The organism is Mycobacterium sp. ML4 (assembly GCF_054515735.1).
In genome coordinates this window covers 73,180-89,771 of the sequence record NZ_JBTNSY010000015.1, presented here as the reverse complement: position 1 = coordinate 89,771, position 16,592 = coordinate 73,180, and the positions used below count along the sequence as shown (strand labels likewise).

Below are 16,592 nucleotides of genomic sequence, written 5' to 3'. Positions count from 1 at the left end.
TTCACCCATTGATCGGTCCTCCGATATTGCGCTCGGCTGCGCGCTTGATCAGTGCGGCCGATATTTCGGCGCGCCGCTTGGTGTGGTGGGTGTCGATGCGGCGCCGGACCACGCCGTCGGCGAACACCACCACGATTTCCACGGCCCACCGGCCGTTTTCCTCCACCACCAGGGTCTGTACTTCCAGGGCTTCGTCGGCTGAGCTGTCGGCACGAACCACCGTCGGCGGGCGCTCCCGCTCCTCTTGCCGCCCCTCGTCGGTCGGACGCTCAACCATCAGAATCACCCCGGCGGCTCCGCTTCGTCGTGCAGCCCTTCATTCAGAGGAATTCGCAGCGACTTCTGTGCATCGTCCCAGAATGCACCAGTCACGCCGACCCGGCCCTCGATTACCTCGCGGATCAGGAGCGAGCGGTCGCCGGCGGGGTTGCGCTGCTTCAACAGCAGCCCGCCGCTGCGCGGGCCCCGCAACGGGATCAGCCAGAGATCGCCCTCACGGATTACGGCGACCACCGCGTCGGAGGGAAACCGGCTGGCTGCCAGGGACGCGTCGAGACGCAGGTAGCCATCGGCGGTGAACTCGACGGTGACTTCACTGTCCGCCGCGGGCCGCAGGTCGGCGAAGTACTCGGCTTCGATCCGGTCGATGACCAGTTCCATTGCGGTCTCGACGGATTCGGACAGGTCAGCGCCGAGCTCCACGCCGGCGACCTCGATCAGGTAGACGGTGATGTCGGTGGGGCACTCGTCACCGAGCGCCCAGCGGGCGAAGGCGATGGCGTGATCCCACCGGAACGAGTGGGTGTGCAGGCCCTGCAGCGGAGGCAGCTCCTGCAACTCTTCACCCGGCACCTTGAAGATCGTGCCGGGTGCCGAGCCGGTGGCCGCGGCGTCGACGATCACCACCCGCTGCGCGCCACGCATCTGAAATGCCACATCCATGCCCGCGGTACCGCCGTCGACCAGGCGCGCCCCCTCGGGAACGCCGAGTTCCCACAGATGCCGGACCAGTACCGGCCCGACACCGTCGTCACCGCGCAGCAGGTTGCCGCAGCCGACCACCAGTACCTCGCACCCGGGAGGTTCAGCGAGGCTCGCCGCAGTCGGCCCCGGGGCCGGCGGAGGCGAGGCGAAGCTGGGACCTCCGAATGACCCGGGAGGTTCAGCGAGGCTCGCCGGAGTCGGCCCCGGGGCCGGCGGAGGCGAGGCGAAGCTGGGACCTCCGAATGACCCGGGAGGTTCAGCGAGGTCCTGGTCATCGTCGGGGGCCCCGAGTCCGCAATCAAAGGCGGTCAGGATCACACCATCCCGTTGATGACGAACTTGGACAGCTCTCGCCCCGTCTTCCCGTCGTAGGCGTGCACGGTGCACACCAGGCACGAGTCGAAGCTGCGCGCCACGTGACCCAGCTCCACCGGGTCCTCGGGGTCCACGATCGGCGAGCCGACCAGGGCGCTCTCGATCGGGCCGAGCACCTGCGAGCCGTCCCGGGGCCCGATGTTCCACGCGGTGGGCGTCACCACTTGGTAGTTCTTGATCTTGTTGTCCTCAAGCACAATCCAGTCCGACAGCGAGCCGCGAGCGGCCTCGGTGGAGCCGAATCCCATGCCCTCGGCATGCTCGATCGGCTTGGAGTAGAAGCTCTCCTTGAGGTTGAGCTGGTCCAACCACCCGCGGGCCCATCGGAAGTACTTCGGTGCCTCGTGCATGCGGGCGAGCTGGCGGACCATGACGCTCGGGCCGATCCTGTTGTACATGTCGACGAACAGGGGGTCGTTGTCCTGATGCCCGGCGGCGTTGGGACCGCCGGCGGCGATCCGCCGCGCCAGCGGACCGGCCTCCAGCGGGATGTTGCCCAGGTCGCCGACGGCGTAGCGCGGCGACTTGGCCCAGCTGTACTTGCCCTGCTTGCGGCCCTGTTCGGGGTCGATCGGGATGGTCTCCCCTTCGAACGGGTGCAGCGGCCGGCTGCCCTCGTAGAACGAGTGCGTGACGTCCTCGCGCACGTTGGCCTGGTCGAACTCGTGCCACTGGCCTTTGGCGAAGACACCGGAGCGGCCGATGAGCGCGGCGTTGCGGCCCGCGATGGTGGGGTTCTCGTACAACGACGGGTCGAAGTAGGTGCCGGTGGCGATGTAGTTGCCCACCCCGGCGCCGTACTTGTCCAGGCCAACGTCCAGGCAGTAGCGGATGAAGAAGCCGCAGTCGCTGTTGTACTGCGATTCGTTCTCGTCGACCCAGGCCAGTACGTCGTCCCAGGTCTTGTTCGCCAGCCAGCGGTCGATGCTGCAACCGAGCCAGCGGCCTTCGAGCCAGTTGTCCTTCCAGTGCTCGAGGATCGCGATGGAGCGGGTGACGTCGGAAAGTGTCGGCGCACACATGACCCCGCCGGGAACCATGAAGCTAGAGTGCGGCCACTGGCCGCCGAAGATCGCGTACACCTCCACAGGCTTGTTCGAAAGTACAACGCCCGGTTGATAACTCGTGCCGACGTACGGAGCGAACCGGCGCACCGCCTCGTCGTACAGCGCGGACTTGGCGTAGTTCTTGTTGGTCAGGTCGATGGCGAACAGCGCATAGAAGTAGCGCGGGATCGACTGCAGCGTCTCGCACGCCTGGCAAATGTTGCGCACCAGGGTCGCGTTGGGCGGCATATGCGTCCGCCATGCGGTGTCAAGTGCGTATGCGGACTTGTAGAGGTGGCTGCCACCGCAGATGCCGCAGATGCGCGGACACACGATGAGGCCGGCCTGCGGGTCCTTGCCCCGCAGGATGATCTCGAAGCCGCGGAACATCGCCGCCTCGGTCCAGGCCGACGTGACGACACCGTCCTCGATGGTGACGCGGACGTCGAGGTCTCCCTCGACGCGGCCCAGCGGGCTGACATACAGGTCGAGCGCGGTCATGAATCCTCCCAATGTTTTTCGTGCAGTACCAGGCTGTGGGCGTGCTGGTCGTCAGACCACGAACATGTCTTCTTTGGACCATTGCGGGGCCGCGATCCGCGCGGCCGCGGCGTGTGCCATGTAGGTGAGGTGGTCGGAGCCCTCGGGCACTTCCTTGGGGATCATGCCGCTGACCTTCTGGGTCTTGAACACGGTTCCCGGTGCCAGGTCGAAGTGCGGGAATTCCGGTTCGGTGCAGCCCAGGCATGGCATGCCGGCACGGGTCTTCGAGGACTGGCGGTTCCACAGGATGCGGTTGCACGGCGAGTGGGTCATCGGTCCGCGGCAGCCGAATTCGTAGAACAGGCAACCGGTGCGGGTTCCCTCGCCGAACGACATTGTCGACTGTTTGTACTCGAAGAATTGCACACGGGTGCAACCGGTTTGAGTGAACGTCTTGAAGAACGTCTCAGGCCGGTGCAGCTCGTCGAGGGTGATGTCACCGGCTCGCCCGGTGGCCAGCGCGACGATGATCTGGGTGATCCAGTCCGGGTGGGCGGGGCAGCCCGGGATGTTGATCACCGGCAGGCCCATCTTGGACCTGAAGTCCGGCCCCAGGAACCCGCCCTTCTCCCGCTTGTGGAACTGCAGGCCAGTCGACCCCGATGGGTTGGGCTCCATGGCCGGGATGCCGCCGAAAGAGGCGCAGTCGCCGATCGCCACGACGATCTGGGCCGCGGCGGCCAGGTCGGTGACCCAGTCCTTCATCGCGCGGTCAGCGAACATGTCCATCCGGCCGCTGCCGTTGGGCGCCTCGATGACCGTGCCCTCGAACACGAAGATGTCCAGCGGTCGCTCGCCTTTGGCGCAGTCCCAGAACAGCTTCTGGGCATTCTCTCCCAGTTCCAGGCCCAGCGACGGGTGCCACAACAGATCGAGCCCGAAATCGACGATCAAATCGACGACATTAGGCTCTTCGGCATTGAGGAACGACATGGTATTACCGCTACATGCCCCGCCCTGAAACCATAAAACGGAAGCCATCAGAACTCCTCTCGAATTGCGGCCGAGGGCGCGACCACGTTTTTGATGTTGAGCCGAGATTTTTTGCTATTTGGGCAGTCGCCGACCGAAAGCCCGGGCTACCTGAATGAGAAATCCCAGGCCGCGGTTGATGTCTTGGTCCTTGCTGACCCGCCATAGCCCGAACAGACCCCTGGGACCACCCGGGTCGGCGGCCGCGGCCGCCTTGCCTTCGATCAGTGCCCCGCCCAGCTCGACGAGAACGTCGGCCGCCTGCGGATCTAGCAGGGCTGAATTGAGGACCTTGTTCAACGTGGGCGCGGCGGCCACCAACGCCGACGCCAGCGACGTCAGAGTCCCCGCCAGCGCCTGCACGTCCACGGACCCCAACTCGGCCTTCACCTCGTCGAAGCCGGGCACGGTCAACGATGCGCCCCGGATCTCGCTGACGGCCGAGGCCACCGACTCGCTGATCTCATCACCGCGTCGCACCATGCCGTCGAGGCCGGTCACCAGGATCGCCAGCAGGTCGGCATGGTCCAGCAGGCTGTTGAGCGACGCGGCGATCGCCGGGTCGTCAAGCCGGTCGCGCAACCGGTCACCCGGCGCCAACGCGACAACCTGACCGTTTGCCGACATGCGAACCTCCTAGGCGAATCGGGCGGGCCGAGTCCCGATTCCGAGAGACTGTGGCCTCGATCACAAACTAGCCGCCGCTTCGGACTGTGCCTATCGCTTTCGCGCAGCAGCTGTCAGGATTGCGAAGAGTTAAGCGCGTTGGCGCGCGCTCGCTGACCGAGAGGCTTGCATGATCGCCACCGATTCTTTAGAGAACGGTTCACCATCGCGGCGGCCTCTGCCAGGCGGTTTACCTGCCGGTTACCGAGATCCGAAGCGATGTCGCGACTGACCCGGCTGGGGTACATCGACGTCCGCCGGACCTCTCATCCGGTGCGCCGCAAGGTGCGTTCGCGCGGTGTCCCGCCGGCGCTGGCGGACAACGAGATCTTCTATACGGAGAACCCGACGGAGGCCACCCGGCTGCTGGCCAAGGCGCTGGCTCCGCTTTCGTTGCATGTCGGCCCCGAAGATGCCGGGGGGTTTGCTGCGACCATGCACGGGGTGCGGCTGCGCAACGTGAGCATGCTTTACCTTGACCTTCACGTGGCCGCCACCATCGACATTCCGTCGCTTGGTCAATACTTCGGCGTGCACATGCCGATGAACGGACGCGCGCTGGTGGACCATCGGGGCCACAGCTTCGAGTCCAACACCATCCGGGCGCTGGTGACCAGTCCCGGCGAGGCGCTGCGCATCCAGTTCGACCTCGACTCCCCCCAGCTGCTGATCAGGATCGAACAACGGGCGATGGCCGCACACCTCACCCGGCTGCTGGGCCGCAGTCTGACCAAGCCGCTGGCCTTCGATCCCGAGTTCGACCTGGCGACCGAGGCCGCCATGCGCTGGCACACCGCGGTGCAGCTGATCCACAGCGAGGTGTTCCATCCGGGTTCACTGATCCAGCGCGGACAGGGCATCGGCGCGATCGAGGAACTGGTGATGAGCACGCTGCTGCAGCTGCAGCCGTCCAACTACCACGAAGAGTTCCTGCAGCCGGTGCAGCCGGATCCGCGCCGGGCAGTGGTACACGACGCGATGAACTACATCGACGACCACCTGGCCGAGCGCATAACGATGGACGACCTCGCCAAGGCGGTGCACATGAGCGTGCGGTCGATCCAGCAGGGTTTCCGCGAGGAGCTCAACATGACACCGATGACCTACGTCCGGGAGCGCCGGCTGGAGCGGGTGCATGAAGAGTTGATGGACGCCATGCCATCCGACGGCGTGACGGTCACCGCGGTCGCGGAACGCTGGGGTTTCAACCACCTGGGCAGTTTCGCTGTCGAATACCGCAAGCGGTGGGGGGAAGCGCCCTCGGAGACGCTGCGGCGCTGAGTGTGCAGCTACCGCGTCGAGTGTGCGCCTACCGCGCGAAAATCGACGAGATCGCGCGGTAGGCGCACACGCAACTCCCCACGTTCACACTCAGACGCTATTACGACGCGCGCCGCACCGCACTGACCTGCCGCCAACCCAGCTCCTGATGAGACAGCAGATGCCGGATCAGCAGCTCGGTGGCCATCGGCGGGGTCGGTTGGCTGACCACATGCCAGGGCCGCTTGATCGGCGTGCCCGGCACCGGCAGCTCGACGAGCGCGCCGCAGTCCAGCTCGTGCTGCACCGCTTGGCGCGACACCAGGGTCACGCCCAGCCCGGCGACCGCCGCCGAGACCACCGCGCCGTGCGATCCCAACACCAGCTGCGGCGGTGCGACGTCCAGGTCCTCGAGCAAAGTCATCAGCGTCGAACGGGTGCCCGACCCCTGTTCACGCAGGAGCCAGGTGGCCGCCGCCGGGGCGAATCCGTCTGCGACTGCCGGACGGCCCACCACGATCAGCGTATTGGGGCTGACGGCCCGGACAAGCACCTTCTTGCGCAACTCCTCGGGCGGACGTCCGGCGAACACCAGGTCCACTTCGTGCCGCGTCAACATCGGCCACAGCGCGCTGCGCGCGGCCACTTCGACGTGTAGCACCACCCCGGGATGCTCGCGGCGGAAGGACGCCAGCGCTGCCGGGATCAGCAACTCCCCGGCCGACGTCACGGCGGCCAGCCGGATCGAGCCGTGTTCGGGATCCGCCTCGCCGCGGGCGGCCAGGATGGCCTCGTCGTGCAGTCCGAGGATGCGGCGCGCGTATTCGACGTAGCGCAACCCCGCCGGTGTCAGCCGCACTCCCCGCCCGTGCCGGTCGACCAGCGTGATCCCGATATCCTGACTCAGCGCGCGCAGCGCCGACGAGATCGAGGACTCGGTGACGACCAGACGCTCCGCAGCCCCCCGCACCGAGCCGCTGTCGGCTACCTCGACCAGGGCCCGCAGGCGCGCGTTGGTGGTCACGCCGTCTCTCGTGTCTCGAACACCCGACTGGCCAATAGGTCTGCCGCTTCGATGGTGATCAGCGCCGACAGCCCCACCGGCGTGTCGGCATCGGCGAGCAGCCGGCGCGCGTGCCGCAGCCGCATCCGCTCCAACGCGTTGCGCACGCTGCGCGCGTTGGCAAACCACGGCTGGTCGCGGCGCCGGTGCAGATATTGATGCAACACCGCCCGCGCGTCGTCGGAGAACCGGTATCCCAACCCGGCGATCATCAGCCCGGCGATGTCCTCGAGTTCGCCGACGGTGTAGTCCGGAAACGTGATGTGGTGCGCGATGCGGCTCTGCATCCCGGGGTTGGCGGAGAAGAACTGGTCCATCTTGTCGGCGTAACCGGCCAGGATCACCACCAGGTCGTCGCGGTTGTTCTCCATCACCTGCAGCAGGATCTCGATGGCTTCGCCGCCGTAGTCGCGCTCGTTCTCGGCCTTGTAGAGGTAGTAGGCCTCGTCGATGAACAGCACGCCGCCCATTGACCGCTTGATCACGTCCTTGGTCTTCGGCGCGGTGTGGCCGACGTATTCGCCGACCAGGTCGTCGCGGGTGACGCTGACCAGGTGCCCGCGCCGCAGGTAGCCGAGCCGGTGCAACAGGCCGGCCATCCGCATCGCCACGGTGGTCTTGCCGGTCCCCGGATTGCCGGTGAAGCACATGTGCAGAGTCGGTTGCGCGGCCTGCACGCCGAAGCGTTCCCGCATCCGGTCGATCAGCAGCAACGCGGCGATCTCGGCGATGCGGGTCTTCACCGGCTCCAGACCGATCAGTTCGCGGTCCAGCCCGGTCAGCACCTCGTCGACGCCCGAGGTGGACCGGACCGCCGCGAGGTCGACGACGGCATCCGGGTCCAGAATCTCGGGCTCGGGTTCCTCGGCAACGGCGCCGGGGCGGTAGCCGAACGCGGTCATGACGGCTCGTACCTCTGCCCGCTCGGCCGCTGGGTGGCATACGCGAACGTGGAGTAGCCGATCTTCCGGTTGGCCTGCTCGGCACGCTCCAGCCGGAAGCCGGGCTCTTCGGCGGGCCGATTGACGATGAAGGACAGCGCCGTCGTCTGCCTGCCCAGGCTCGCGTCATACGCGTTGAGGCGGATGTAGCTGTTCGGGTTGGCCGCCCGGCACGCGTTGACCTCGAGCAGGACGCCGGCCGCGTCCTGAAGATCGAACATCGGCAGCCCCCACATCTCCCAGTAGACATTGCGCGGATGCGGGTCGTCGGTGAATTCCACCGACAGCGGCCAGCCGTGGCCGAGCGCGTAGTTGATCTGGGCGGTGATCTCCTCGTCAGTGAGGTCGGGCAGGTAGGAGAAGGTGCCCTGAGTGATTCGCATGAGTGGCTCCTTAGATCGGAGTTGGCGTCGCGACGACGTCGGGGGTGTCGGTGGATTCGTAATTGAAGGTGATGTCGCCCCAGGTGGCCAGGGCGGTATCCAGCGCCCGGTTGCGTGATGCGGCCTTCTTCAGGATTTCGGGACCCTCGTGGTAGTAATCGCGGCCTTCGTTGCGGGCCTTGATCATGGCTTCCATCGCCACCCGGTTGGCTTCGGCACCGGCGGCGATGCCCATCGGGTGGCCGATCGTGCCGCCACCGAACTGCAGCACCACGTCGTCGCCGAAGTAGTGGATGAGTTGGTGCATCTGACCGGCGTGGATGCCTCCGGAAGCGACCGGCATGACGGCAGGCATCGACGCCCACTCCTGGTCGAAGTACAGGCCCTTGACCGGGTCGGCCTTGACGCTGTCGAGACGCAGCGTGTCGTAGAAACCCGCGGTGGTGTTGGGGTCGCCCTCGAGCTTGCCGACGACGGTTCCCGCGTGGATGTGGTCCACGCCGGCCAGCCGCATCCACTTGGAGATGACCCGGAAGCTGACTCCGTGCGTCTTCTGCCGGGTGTACGTGCCGTGCCCGGCGCGGTGCAGGTGCAGGATGACGCCGTTGTCGCGTGCCCACTTGGCCATGGACTGGATCGCCGTGTAGCCGACGGTGAGGTCGATCATCACGATCGCCGAGCCCAGTTCGGCGGCGAAGTCCGCCCGCTCGTACATCTGCTCCATGGTCCCGGCGGTGACGTTGAGGTAGTGCCCCTTGGTCTCACCGGTCGCGGCCTGCGCCCGGTTCACCGCCTCCATGCAGAACAGGAAGCGGTCACGCCAGCGCATGAACGGCTGCGAGTTGATGTTCTCGTCGTCCTTGGTGAAGTCCAGGCCACCGCGCAGGCCTTCGTAGACGACGCGGCCGTAGTTGCGCGCCGAGAGTCCGAGCTTGGGCTTGGTGGTGGCACCCAGCAGCGGCCGGCCGAACTTGCCGAGGTATTCGCGTTCCATCACGATGCCGTGAGCGGGACCCTGGAAGGTTTTGACGTAGTGGGTGGGTATCCGCATGTCTTCCAGCCGCAGCGCCTTGAGCGGTTTGAACCCGAACACGTTGCCGATGATCGAGCTGGTGAGGTTGGCGATCGAGCCTTCCTCGAACAGGTCGAGGTCATAGGCGATCCAGGCGATCCACTGTCCGGGCGTATTCGGCACCGCGTCGACGCGGTAGCACTTGGCCTGATAGTGCTCGAACGTGGTGAGCCGGTCGGTCCAGACCACCGTCCACGTCGCGGTGCTCGATTCGCCTGCGACGGCCGCGCCGGCCTCCTCGGGGGGAACCCCCTCCTGCGGGGTGATCCGGAAGGCACACAAGACGTCGGTGTCCTTCGGCACGTAGTCCGGCTGCCAGTAACCCATTTCTGCGTACGGGATCACTCCCGCGTTCCATCTCTGTTTCATGGCTCGAATCGTGTCAGTGCGATACTGAAGCTGTCTATCGACAATAGAGCATTAATTCTGAAGTAAACGATTAAGTATCGGCGGTCCCCCGCAGGTTCCACCGTTCGGGTGAGGACCGGGTGCCGATGCGATTCCTACGGTGTCCCGCATGAACACATGCAGGAAGATCGCCCGGGCCATGACCGCACCCGGCAAAGGAATTCTGGCCGCCGACGAGAGCGTTGCGACCATGTCCAGCCGGCTGGAGCAGTCCGGCGTCACCGCGACCGCGGACAGTCGCCGCACCTACCGTGAGCTCCTGACCAGCACACCGGGTCTGGCCGAGGGAGTCTCCGGAATCATCTTCTGCGAGGAGACCCTCACCCAGGTGTTCAGCGACGGCCGTCCGTTTCCCCAGGCCGTCCGCGAACTCGGCATGCTGCCCGGCATCAAGGTCGACACGGGCGCCAAACCGTGTCCCGGCCTGCCCGGTGAAACCGTGACCGAGGGATTGGACGGCCTGCCGGCCCGGCTGACGCGGTACGCGGCAATGGGCGCAGCGTTCGCCAAGTGGCGCGCGGTGTTCACCATCAGCGACAACACCCCGAGCTGGGGCGCGATTGCCTGCAACGCCAACGCCCTGGCCCGCTACGCCGCGGCCTGCCAGGAAGCGGGCATCGTGCCGATCGTCGAACCCGAGGTCCTGATGACCGGAGACCACGGCATCGAACGGTGTGCCGAGGTGACCGCGAGCGTGCACGCCGCCTTGCGCCAGCAACTCGGCCTGCTGCACGTTGATCTGGCCGGCATCGTGCTGAAACCCAACATGGTGATCGAGGGCGAGGACCACGCGGTCCAGGCCACCGCGCATCAGGTGGCTGAGGCGACGGTCTCGGTGCTGCGCGCCTGGCCGGGCGACCTGGCCGGCGTGGCGTTCCTGTCCGGCGGCCAGTCGCCGGAGCGTGCCACAGCAAACCTCGCCGCGCTGCAGTACCACCGCACGCCATGGCCGTTGACGTTTTCGTTCGGCCGGGCCCTGGTGTCCCCCGCGCTGCAGGCATGGCGTGGTGACGAGCTGAAGATCCCTGCGGCGCAGGACGCATTGTCGAGCCACGTGAGCGCCAATGCCGCGGCGCTGCGGCTGCGGGGTGAGCTTCAGCCGGCCTGACCCGCCAGCGGCACGGTCACGGTCACCGTGGTTCCCGATCCCGGCGTGGACCGAACCGCCAGCCGCCCGCCCACCAACTCGGCGCGCTCTGTCATCGACAACATCCCGTAGCTCGTGGGCGCCCGGCTGGGCGCCGAGGTGAAACCCACGCCATCGTCAGCGACTTCCAGCCGGGCCTCGCCGTCGGACACTGCGAAACGGACGCGGGCAGTCATCGCGCGCGAGTGTTTGACAACGTTCTGAAGGCACTCCTGAGCGATGCGGTACAACGCCACCTCGACGTGTTCGGAGAGCCGCTCGTCGGCCAGTTCGAGATCCAGGTCGACTTCCGGGATCGTCGAGGCCAGGCTGGCCAGACCGCCGGCCAGGCCCAGGTCGTCAAGGACGGGTGGGCGCAGGCCGCCGATCGCCGAGCGCGCCTCGGCGAGCGTCAGGTCGACCAGGTCGCGGGCCTTCTCCAGCTGCTCGGTGGCCTGCGCGGAGTCCTCGGTTTCGACCGCACGGGCGGCGGCGTCGAGCCGATAGCTCAGGCTGACCAGTCGCTGACTGATGCCGTCGTGGATGTCGCCGGCCAGGCGGCGGCGCTCGGACTCCTGCGCGGCGATCACCTGTTCGGCGAAGTTCCCGTGCACCCGTTCTTTGGCCGCCAGCTGCCGGTGCACCCGCGCCTGGTCGAGAGCGCCGGCGGTCAATCGGCCGATGGCCAACAGCAGTTGGATGTCGCGTTCGGTGAACTCGCGGCGGGCCACGGTGTGCACGTTGAGCACACCCACGAGCCGCCCCAGGCCGGTCTCCATCGGGACCGACGCCATCGAGGTGAAGTCCGATCCGCGCAACGCCGCGATCGGGACGTAGCGCGGGTCCTCGTCCTTTCCGCTGGTGATCACGACGGGTTCGCGGCGCTGGGCGACCCAGCCGGAGACGCCCTCACCGAGTCGCAGCTGCACCTGGCCGATGTATTCGTCGAAGGGTGGAGTCGCACCGGCCAGCGTGAGCGAGCCGCCGGAGTCGTCGAGTACGTGGACGAAGCAGACGTCGGACGCGGTGGCGGCGGTGATGAGCCCGGCGACGGCCGCCGCCACCGGCTCGACCGCCGGACCGCTGCCGGTAGCGGCCACGATGTCGAGCAGCAGCGCCACCTCGCGGTCGGCGTCCACCAAACCCCGCATGTTCACCGATAGATCCCCTCGCGCAGCGCCACCGCCACCGCCGCGGTGCGATCGTTGACGCCCAGCTTGCGGTAGATGGAACGCAGATGACTCTTCACCGTCTCGTCGCCGATGACGAGTTTGCCGGCGATGCCCCGATTGGACAGGCCGGCGACCACGAACGACAGGATCTCGCTTTCGCGCTGACTGAGGCCCTGCCGCGCTCCCGGCCAGAATTCGTCGCGCTGCAGACGGGCCGCGGTGTCGGCGGCGCGGGCCGCCAGGCCGGCGTCGATCGCCGTCGAACCGCCTTGCACATACTCGAGCTGGCGCACCAGTTCGTCGCTGCTGATGCCCTTGAGCAGGTAGCCGGACGCCCCCACCCGCAGCGCCTGAAACAAGTACTGCTCGTCCTCGTAGACCGAGAGCAGAATCACCTTGGATGCCGGGTTGCGTTCCCGGATCGTGCGACACAGATCGAGCCCGCTGGCGCCCTGCATACGCACGTCGCACAGCACGATGTCAGGCTGCAGGCTCTGGATGACTCCGATCGCGTTCTCGGCGCCTACCGCCTCCCCGACGACGCGTACCCGGTTCTTGAACGAGGCGAGCATGGCCTTGAGACCCTCGATGACCATTTGATGATCATCGACCAATACGACGCGAACGGGTGTCGCGGTTACCACCGTCATGCGTCAACGATAAGCGCGAAGGCAACCTCTTATCCGGCCGAGCGTGAATTACGCGACGCGACGCGCCGGCGGACCGTCGTGACTTTCACATTCGGCGGTCGTAAAACCACCCCCATCACCCCCGCGATGGGGGATTCCCTCGATCACCGGTGATCTTAGATTGACCCAGGAAGGGAGGTGCTCGAGGTGATGGACCCAGTGTTGGTCGCGTCGGTGCTACCGGCCGACTTCGCCGAACTCGGCCGCGACGTCGCGGAGATCGAACACGCCGGCGTCGACCGCATCCAGTGGGATGTCATGGACGGCCGGTTCGTGCCGAACCTGACGTTCGGACCCGACGTCATTGCCGCGTGCCGCGACATCGTGACGATCGGTTTCGAGGCGCACCTGATGGTCGAGGATCCCGACCCGATGTTGCCGCGGTGGGTCGAGGCGGGCTGTGGAATCGTCATCGTGCACGCCGAAGCGTGCCGGCACCTGCACCGCACCCTGTCGGCCATCCGCGACCTCGGCGCGCGCGCCGGCGTGGCGCTCAACCCCGGCACTCCCCTGGCCGCGGTCATCGACGTCCTCGACATCACCGACCTGCTGTTGATCATGACCGTCAATCCGGGGTTCGGCGGGCAGCGCTATCTGGAAAGCATGGAGCCCAAGATCGCGGCCGCCAGAGCCGAAATCGACGGTCGCGGAATGAGTATCGAGCTCGAGGTGGACGGCGGTATCGGCCCCTCCACCATCGGCCGGGCCGCGGCAGCCGGTGCCGACGTCTTCTGCGCCGGCTCCGCCCTGTTCGCCGGTTCCATGCCGGAGCGCGCCGTGGCGCTCCGCGCCGCCGCCCGCGAAACCAACGAGAGAATGGTTACCCAATGACCATCGCGCCGCTTACCCGCGAAACATCCACCCTGACGGACGAATTGGACCAGCTGGCAATCAACACCTTGCGGTTCCTGGGTGCCGACGGGGTACAGGCGGCCAACAGCGGCCACCCCGGGCTGCCGTTGGGCACCAGCGCCATCGCCTGGACTTTGTGGTCACGCCACCTGCGCCACGATCCGGCCGACCCGCGCTGGCCGGACCGGGACCGGTTCGTGCTGTCCGCCGGACACGGCTCGATGCTGCTTTACGCGCTGCTGCACGTCTTCGGCTACGACCTGCCGGTCAGCCAGCTGCGCAGGTTCCGGCAGCTCGGCTCCTCGACGCCCGGTCATCCCGAATACGGCCATACGCCGGGTGTCGAAACCACGACAGGTCCACTGGGACAAGGCATTGCGAACGCGGTCGGCATGGCGCTGGCCGAACGGATGCTGGCTGCCCGGTGCAACACCGACCAGCACACCGTCGTCGGCCACCGCACCTGGGTGCTCGCCGGCGACGGCGACTTGATGGAGGGAATCAGCCACGAAGCCGCTTCACTGGCAGGGCGGCTGCGGCTGGGCAAACTGGTCGTGATCTTCGACGACAACGACATCACCATCGACGGACCCGCCTCGCAGAGTTGCGCCGACGACGCCGAGGGCCGGTTCGCCGCCTACGGCTGGCGGGTGCTCAGCGTTGCCGACGGCAACGACGTGCCTGCCCTCGACCGGGCGTTCACCGAGGCATGCGACGGCGATGGCAGACCCACGTTCATCCGGGTGCGCACCACCATCGGCTTTGGCGCTCCCGGGGTCGAGGGCACTTCGAAAGCCCATGGCAGCCCGCTGGGTTCGGGTGTGATCCAATCGATGCGCACCCGCCTGGAGTGGCCCGACGAGGAGTTCCATGTGCCGCGTGCAGTGGGCGCCGCAGCGGCGATGGCTGCCGCCCACGGCGCCGCGACGCACGCGCAGTGGGCCCGGAACCACGCCGCATGGCAGGTGGACCATCCGCAGCTCTCCGCGGATTTCCCGTTGGACTGCGTTCCGGTTGCCGACGATCTGTCGGTGCTGACACCTCTGGCCGACGGTGCCGCCGCGGGCGGAAAGTCGGCCACCCGCAAGGCCTCCGGCAGGGCGTTGAATGCGCTGGCCGGGGTCTACCCTGGTCTGGTGGGCGGCTCGGCGGACCTGGCCGCCTCGACCAACACCGCCATCCCCGGCGGCGATGTCACGCCGGACGACTTCACCGGTCGTACAATTCATTTCGGTATCCGAGAGCACGCCATGGCGGCGGTCATGAACGGCATCGCCCTACACGGTGGGCTGCGTCCGTTCGGCAGCACCTTCCTGGTCTTCGCCGACTATCTGCGGCCGGCCCTGCGGCTTTCGGCGCTGATGAAGCTGCCGGTGGTGTATGTCTTTACCCATGACTCGGTACACGTCGGTGAGGACGGTCCCACCCACCAGCCCATCGAGCAGCTGGAGTCGTTGCGACTTATCCCCGGCCTGACCGTGCTGCGGCCGGCCGACGCCGCCGAGACAGCACTGGCGTGGCAGATCGCGGCCGACAACATCGACGGCCCAACGGTTTTGGTGCTCAGCCGGCAAGACCTGCCGGAGCTCGGCGGTCACGGCCTGGATGACGTCCGCCACTACGGCATGCGGGTGGTGCGCCCGGTCGCCGACACCCCGCATGTGATGCTGGCGGCCAGCGGGTCTGAGGTCGCGCTGGCGTTGCAGGCCGCGGAACTGTTGGGCGAGCGAGGGATAGCCGCGATCGTGGTTTCGGCGATGTGGCGGGAACGAATCGCGGCGTTGCCTGATCTTCCGGTGGTGTGGATCGAGGCCGGGGTGACCACCGGGTGGCGGGCGCTGGCGAGACCGTACGACACGGTGATCGGCCTCGACCAGTTCGGTGCGAGTGGACCGGGACCGGAGGTGGCCGCACACTTGGGCCTGACCGCGTCCGCGGTTGCCGAAGCTGCGCTGCGCGGCATCGCGCGAGCATCCGGGTGACACGTGGCGCTACAGGCTGTCATCTTCGACGTCGACGGGACGCTGGCCGACACCGAACGCAACGGTCACCGGCTGGCGTTCAACGACGCGTTCGCCAAACACGGCCTCGACATCGTGTGGACGCCAGAGGTTTACGGCCGGCTGCTGGCGATCGCGGGTGGGCGCCCCCGCATCATGCATGACCTGCGGTCCAGGGGGTTCGGTGCCCGCGCGGGCCGGCTGGCCGAGGACGTGCACCGCACCAAGACGGCCCTGTTCACCATGCGCGTCCTCAACGGCGCGATCTGCGGCCGTCCCGGACTGTCGAAGCTGATCGCCGATCTGCATCGATCCGATGTCCGCGTGGCCATCGCGACGACCGGCCGGAAACGTTGGGTCGAACCGCTGGTCCGTCACGTGGTCGGGGACGGTGTGGCGGAGGTGATCGTCACCGGCGACGACGTGCGACGGCTCAAACCCGACCCCGAAGCGTACCTGACGGCGCTGGGCCAGCTGGCATTGGCCCCCGAAGATGTTCTGGCGGTTGAAGATTCAGCGATCGGATTGCGGGCGGCCCGCACGGCCGGCCTGGCCACACTGGTCGTGACCAACGACTACACCGTCGACCAGGACTTCACCGGCGCGGCGGCGGTGCGACCAGGGTTCGACAAACCCGGTCAGCTGCTGGTCGAGGATTGCCGCGACTTACTCCACCGGTGGTGGTCAGACCGGGCACGCTGACCGGGAGAGCTTTTCGGCCGGTGCGCAACCGGTTTCGTCAGCCTCCGGCTGTCAGACCGACACCGTGACGGAACCGGTGGCATGTTCGCGGTCCCAACCACTCCAGTGGGAAACGCCACCGTGACCGGAACACGTACCGCTCCTGGTCTGGCTGTGGCTTTGGGTACCGTCGCGGCACACCGCCGTCCCACCGTCCGGGTTCTGGTCCGGTCGTTCGACGCAGTTTCCGCTGCTGTTCTTGTAGTAGCCCGACTGGCACTGGGCAACACGGACCGGCGACGGTGTCTCGCCGCCGGAACCGGCAAAGAGTGCACTGGCAACAACTGGACAGCTCATGG

The 16,592-nt window shown here is 67.1% G+C and carries 17 protein-coding genes; 5 read left to right on the top strand and 12 right to left on the bottom strand.

What is annotated here, in order from left to right; all coding sequences use genetic code 11:
• Position 1: 1 nt before the first annotated feature.
• The 5 genes from ACX9NE_RS18075 to ACX9NE_RS18055 all read right to left on the bottom strand — a co-directional run bounded on the left by ACX9NE_RS18075 (position 2) and on the right by ACX9NE_RS18055 (position 4,547).
• The gene (locus ACX9NE_RS18075; RefSeq protein WP_459365185.1) at positions 2-277 is read right to left on the bottom strand and encodes a hypothetical protein; all 276 of its coding nucleotides are present in this window, start codon (positions 275-277) and stop codon (positions 2-4) included.
• A gap of 5 nt (positions 278-282) precedes the next feature.
• On the bottom strand, positions 283-1,062 hold the full coding sequence (locus tag ACX9NE_RS18070; protein ID WP_459370745.1) for a hydrogenase maturation protease: 780 nt from the start codon (positions 1,060-1,062) through the stop codon (positions 283-285).
• A gap of 236 nt (positions 1,063-1,298) precedes the next feature.
• The gene (locus ACX9NE_RS18065) at positions 1,299-2,906 is read right to left on the bottom strand and encodes a nickel-dependent hydrogenase large subunit (RefSeq protein WP_459363681.1); all 1,608 of its coding nucleotides are present in this window, start codon (positions 2,904-2,906) and stop codon (positions 1,299-1,301) included.
• Positions 2,907-2,957: 51 nt separating this feature from the next.
• Entirely contained in the window at positions 2,958-3,929 is a 972-nt protein-coding gene (locus ACX9NE_RS18060) for an NADH-quinone oxidoreductase subunit B family protein (RefSeq protein ID WP_459363682.1), read from the bottom strand.
• A 66-nt stretch (positions 3,930-3,995) separates the two neighbouring features.
• Positions 3,996-4,547 (bottom strand): DUF1641 domain-containing protein, encoded by a 552-nt coding sequence (locus ACX9NE_RS18055; RefSeq protein WP_459363683.1) that lies wholly within the window; start codon positions 4,545-4,547, stop codon positions 3,996-3,998.
• Positions 4,548-4,805: 258 nt separating this feature from the next.
• Between ACX9NE_RS18055 and ACX9NE_RS18050 the strand changes: the two genes are divergently transcribed.
• Positions 4,806-5,867: an AraC family transcriptional regulator gene (locus tag ACX9NE_RS18050; RefSeq protein ID WP_459363684.1), complete on the top strand. Its 1,062-nt coding sequence runs from the start codon at positions 4,806-4,808 to the stop codon at positions 5,865-5,867.
• Between the two features lie 100 nt (positions 5,868-5,967).
• Here ACX9NE_RS18050 and ACX9NE_RS18045 read toward each other — a convergent pair whose 3' ends face one another.
• From ACX9NE_RS18045 to ACX9NE_RS18030, 4 genes are read right to left on the bottom strand one after another with little or no spacing between them, the layout of a single operon-like run.
• Positions 5,968-6,870, bottom strand: a complete 903-nt coding sequence (locus ACX9NE_RS18045) for a LysR family transcriptional regulator (RefSeq protein ID WP_459363685.1) — start codon at positions 6,868-6,870, stop codon at positions 5,968-5,970.
• Positions 6,867-7,811: a CbbX protein gene (gene cbbX / locus ACX9NE_RS18040; protein WP_459363686.1), complete on the bottom strand. Its 945-nt coding sequence runs from the start codon at positions 7,809-7,811 to the stop codon at positions 6,867-6,869. The genes ACX9NE_RS18045 and cbbX overlap by 4 nt, the downstream gene beginning before the upstream one ends.
• A complete protein-coding gene (locus ACX9NE_RS18035) occupies positions 7,808-8,233 on the bottom strand; it encodes a ribulose bisphosphate carboxylase small subunit (RefSeq protein WP_459363687.1) in 426 nt (141 codons plus the stop codon). Before ACX9NE_RS18035 ends, cbbX begins: the two co-directional genes overlap by 4 nt.
• Before the next feature lie 10 nt (positions 8,234-8,243).
• Positions 8,244-9,674, bottom strand: a complete 1,431-nt coding sequence (locus ACX9NE_RS18030; RefSeq protein ID WP_459363688.1) for a form I ribulose bisphosphate carboxylase large subunit — start codon at positions 9,672-9,674, stop codon at positions 8,244-8,246.
• A 148-nt stretch (positions 9,675-9,822) separates the two neighbouring features.
• On the opposite strand from ACX9NE_RS18030, the gene ACX9NE_RS18025 reads away from it, so the two are divergent.
• Positions 9,823-10,821, top strand: coding sequence for a class I fructose-bisphosphate aldolase (locus ACX9NE_RS18025; protein WP_459363689.1), 999 nt, complete (start codon positions 9,823-9,825; stop codon positions 10,819-10,821).
• On the opposite strand, the gene ACX9NE_RS18020 is transcribed toward ACX9NE_RS18025, so the two are convergent.
• Entirely contained in the window at positions 10,809-11,990 is a 1,182-nt protein-coding gene (locus ACX9NE_RS18020) for a GAF domain-containing sensor histidine kinase (RefSeq protein WP_459363750.1), read from the bottom strand. The genes ACX9NE_RS18025 and ACX9NE_RS18020 overlap by 13 nt on opposite strands.
• A 2-nt stretch (positions 11,991-11,992) precedes the next feature.
• Positions 11,993-12,661 carry a response regulator gene (locus tag ACX9NE_RS18015; protein ID WP_459363690.1) on the bottom strand — a complete coding sequence of 223 codons (669 nt, stop codon included), beginning with the start codon at positions 12,659-12,661 and terminating at the stop codon, positions 11,993-11,995.
• 189 nt (positions 12,662-12,850) lie between these two features.
• Between ACX9NE_RS18015 and rpe the strand changes: the two genes are divergently transcribed.
• Genes rpe through ACX9NE_RS18000 form a run of 3 tightly spaced genes read left to right on the top strand, consistent with a single transcriptional unit; the run spans position 12,851 to position 16,254 of the window.
• On the top strand, positions 12,851-13,531 hold the full coding sequence (gene rpe / locus ACX9NE_RS18010) for a ribulose-phosphate 3-epimerase (RefSeq protein WP_459363691.1): 681 nt from the start codon (positions 12,851-12,853) through the stop codon (positions 13,529-13,531).
• Positions 13,528-15,534 (top strand): transketolase, encoded by a 2,007-nt coding sequence (tkt, locus tag ACX9NE_RS18005; protein ID WP_459363692.1) that lies wholly within the window; start codon positions 13,528-13,530, stop codon positions 15,532-15,534. The genes rpe and tkt overlap by 4 nt, the downstream gene beginning before the upstream one ends.
• Positions 15,535-15,537: 3 nt before the next feature.
• Positions 15,538-16,254 (top strand): HAD-IA family hydrolase, encoded by a 717-nt coding sequence (locus tag ACX9NE_RS18000; RefSeq protein WP_459363693.1) that lies wholly within the window; start codon positions 15,538-15,540, stop codon positions 16,252-16,254.
• Between the two features lie 51 nt (positions 16,255-16,305).
• Here ACX9NE_RS18000 and ACX9NE_RS17995 read toward each other — a convergent pair whose 3' ends face one another.
• Entirely contained in the window at positions 16,306-16,590 is a 285-nt protein-coding gene (locus tag ACX9NE_RS17995) for a DUF3761 domain-containing protein (protein ID WP_459370744.1), read from the bottom strand.
• Between the last annotated feature and the right edge of the window lie 2 nt (positions 16,591-16,592).

Bases quoted from the DNA above. Each gene is read 5' to 3' on its own strand.
- ACX9NE_RS18050 (WP_459363684.1), top strand. From the start codon at position 4,806: ATGTCGCGACTGACCCGGCTGGGGTACATCGACGTCCGCCGGACCTCT.
- tkt (WP_459363692.1), top strand. From the start codon at position 13,528: ATGACCATCGCGCCGCTTACCCGCGAAACATCCACCCTGACGGACGAA.
- ACX9NE_RS18035 (WP_459363687.1), bottom strand. From the start codon at position 8,233: ATGCGAATCACTCAGGGCACCTTCTCCTACCTGCCCGACCTCACTGAC.
- ACX9NE_RS18025 (WP_459363689.1), top strand. From the start codon at position 9,823: ATGAACACATGCAGGAAGATCGCCCGGGCCATGACCGCACCCGGCAAA.
- ACX9NE_RS18065 (WP_459363681.1), bottom strand. From the start codon at position 2,906: ATGACCGCGCTCGACCTGTATGTCAGCCCGCTGGGCCGCGTCGAGGGA.
- ACX9NE_RS18030 (WP_459363688.1), bottom strand. From the start codon at position 9,674: ATGAAACAGAGATGGAACGCGGGAGTGATCCCGTACGCAGAAATGGGT.
- rpe (WP_459363691.1), top strand. From the start codon at position 12,851: ATGGACCCAGTGTTGGTCGCGTCGGTGCTACCGGCCGACTTCGCCGAA.
- ACX9NE_RS18020 (WP_459363750.1), bottom strand. From the start codon at position 11,990: ATGCGGGGTTTGGTGGACGCCGACCGCGAGGTGGCGCTGCTGCTCGAC.
- ACX9NE_RS18075 (WP_459365185.1), bottom strand. From the start codon at position 277: ATGGTTGAGCGTCCGACCGACGAGGGGCGGCAAGAGGAGCGGGAGCGC.
- ACX9NE_RS17995 (WP_459370744.1), bottom strand. From the start codon at position 16,590: ATGAGCTGTCCAGTTGTTGCCAGTGCACTCTTTGCCGGTTCCGGCGGC.
- ACX9NE_RS18015 (WP_459363690.1), bottom strand. From the start codon at position 12,661: ATGACGGTGGTAACCGCGACACCCGTTCGCGTCGTATTGGTCGATGAT.
- ACX9NE_RS18060 (WP_459363682.1), bottom strand. From the start codon at position 3,929: ATGGCTTCCGTTTTATGGTTTCAGGGCGGGGCATGTAGCGGTAATACC.
- cbbX (WP_459363686.1), bottom strand. From the start codon at position 7,811: ATGACCGCGTTCGGCTACCGCCCCGGCGCCGTTGCCGAGGAACCCGAG.
- ACX9NE_RS18055 (WP_459363683.1), bottom strand. From the start codon at position 4,547: ATGTCGGCAAACGGTCAGGTTGTCGCGTTGGCGCCGGGTGACCGGTTG.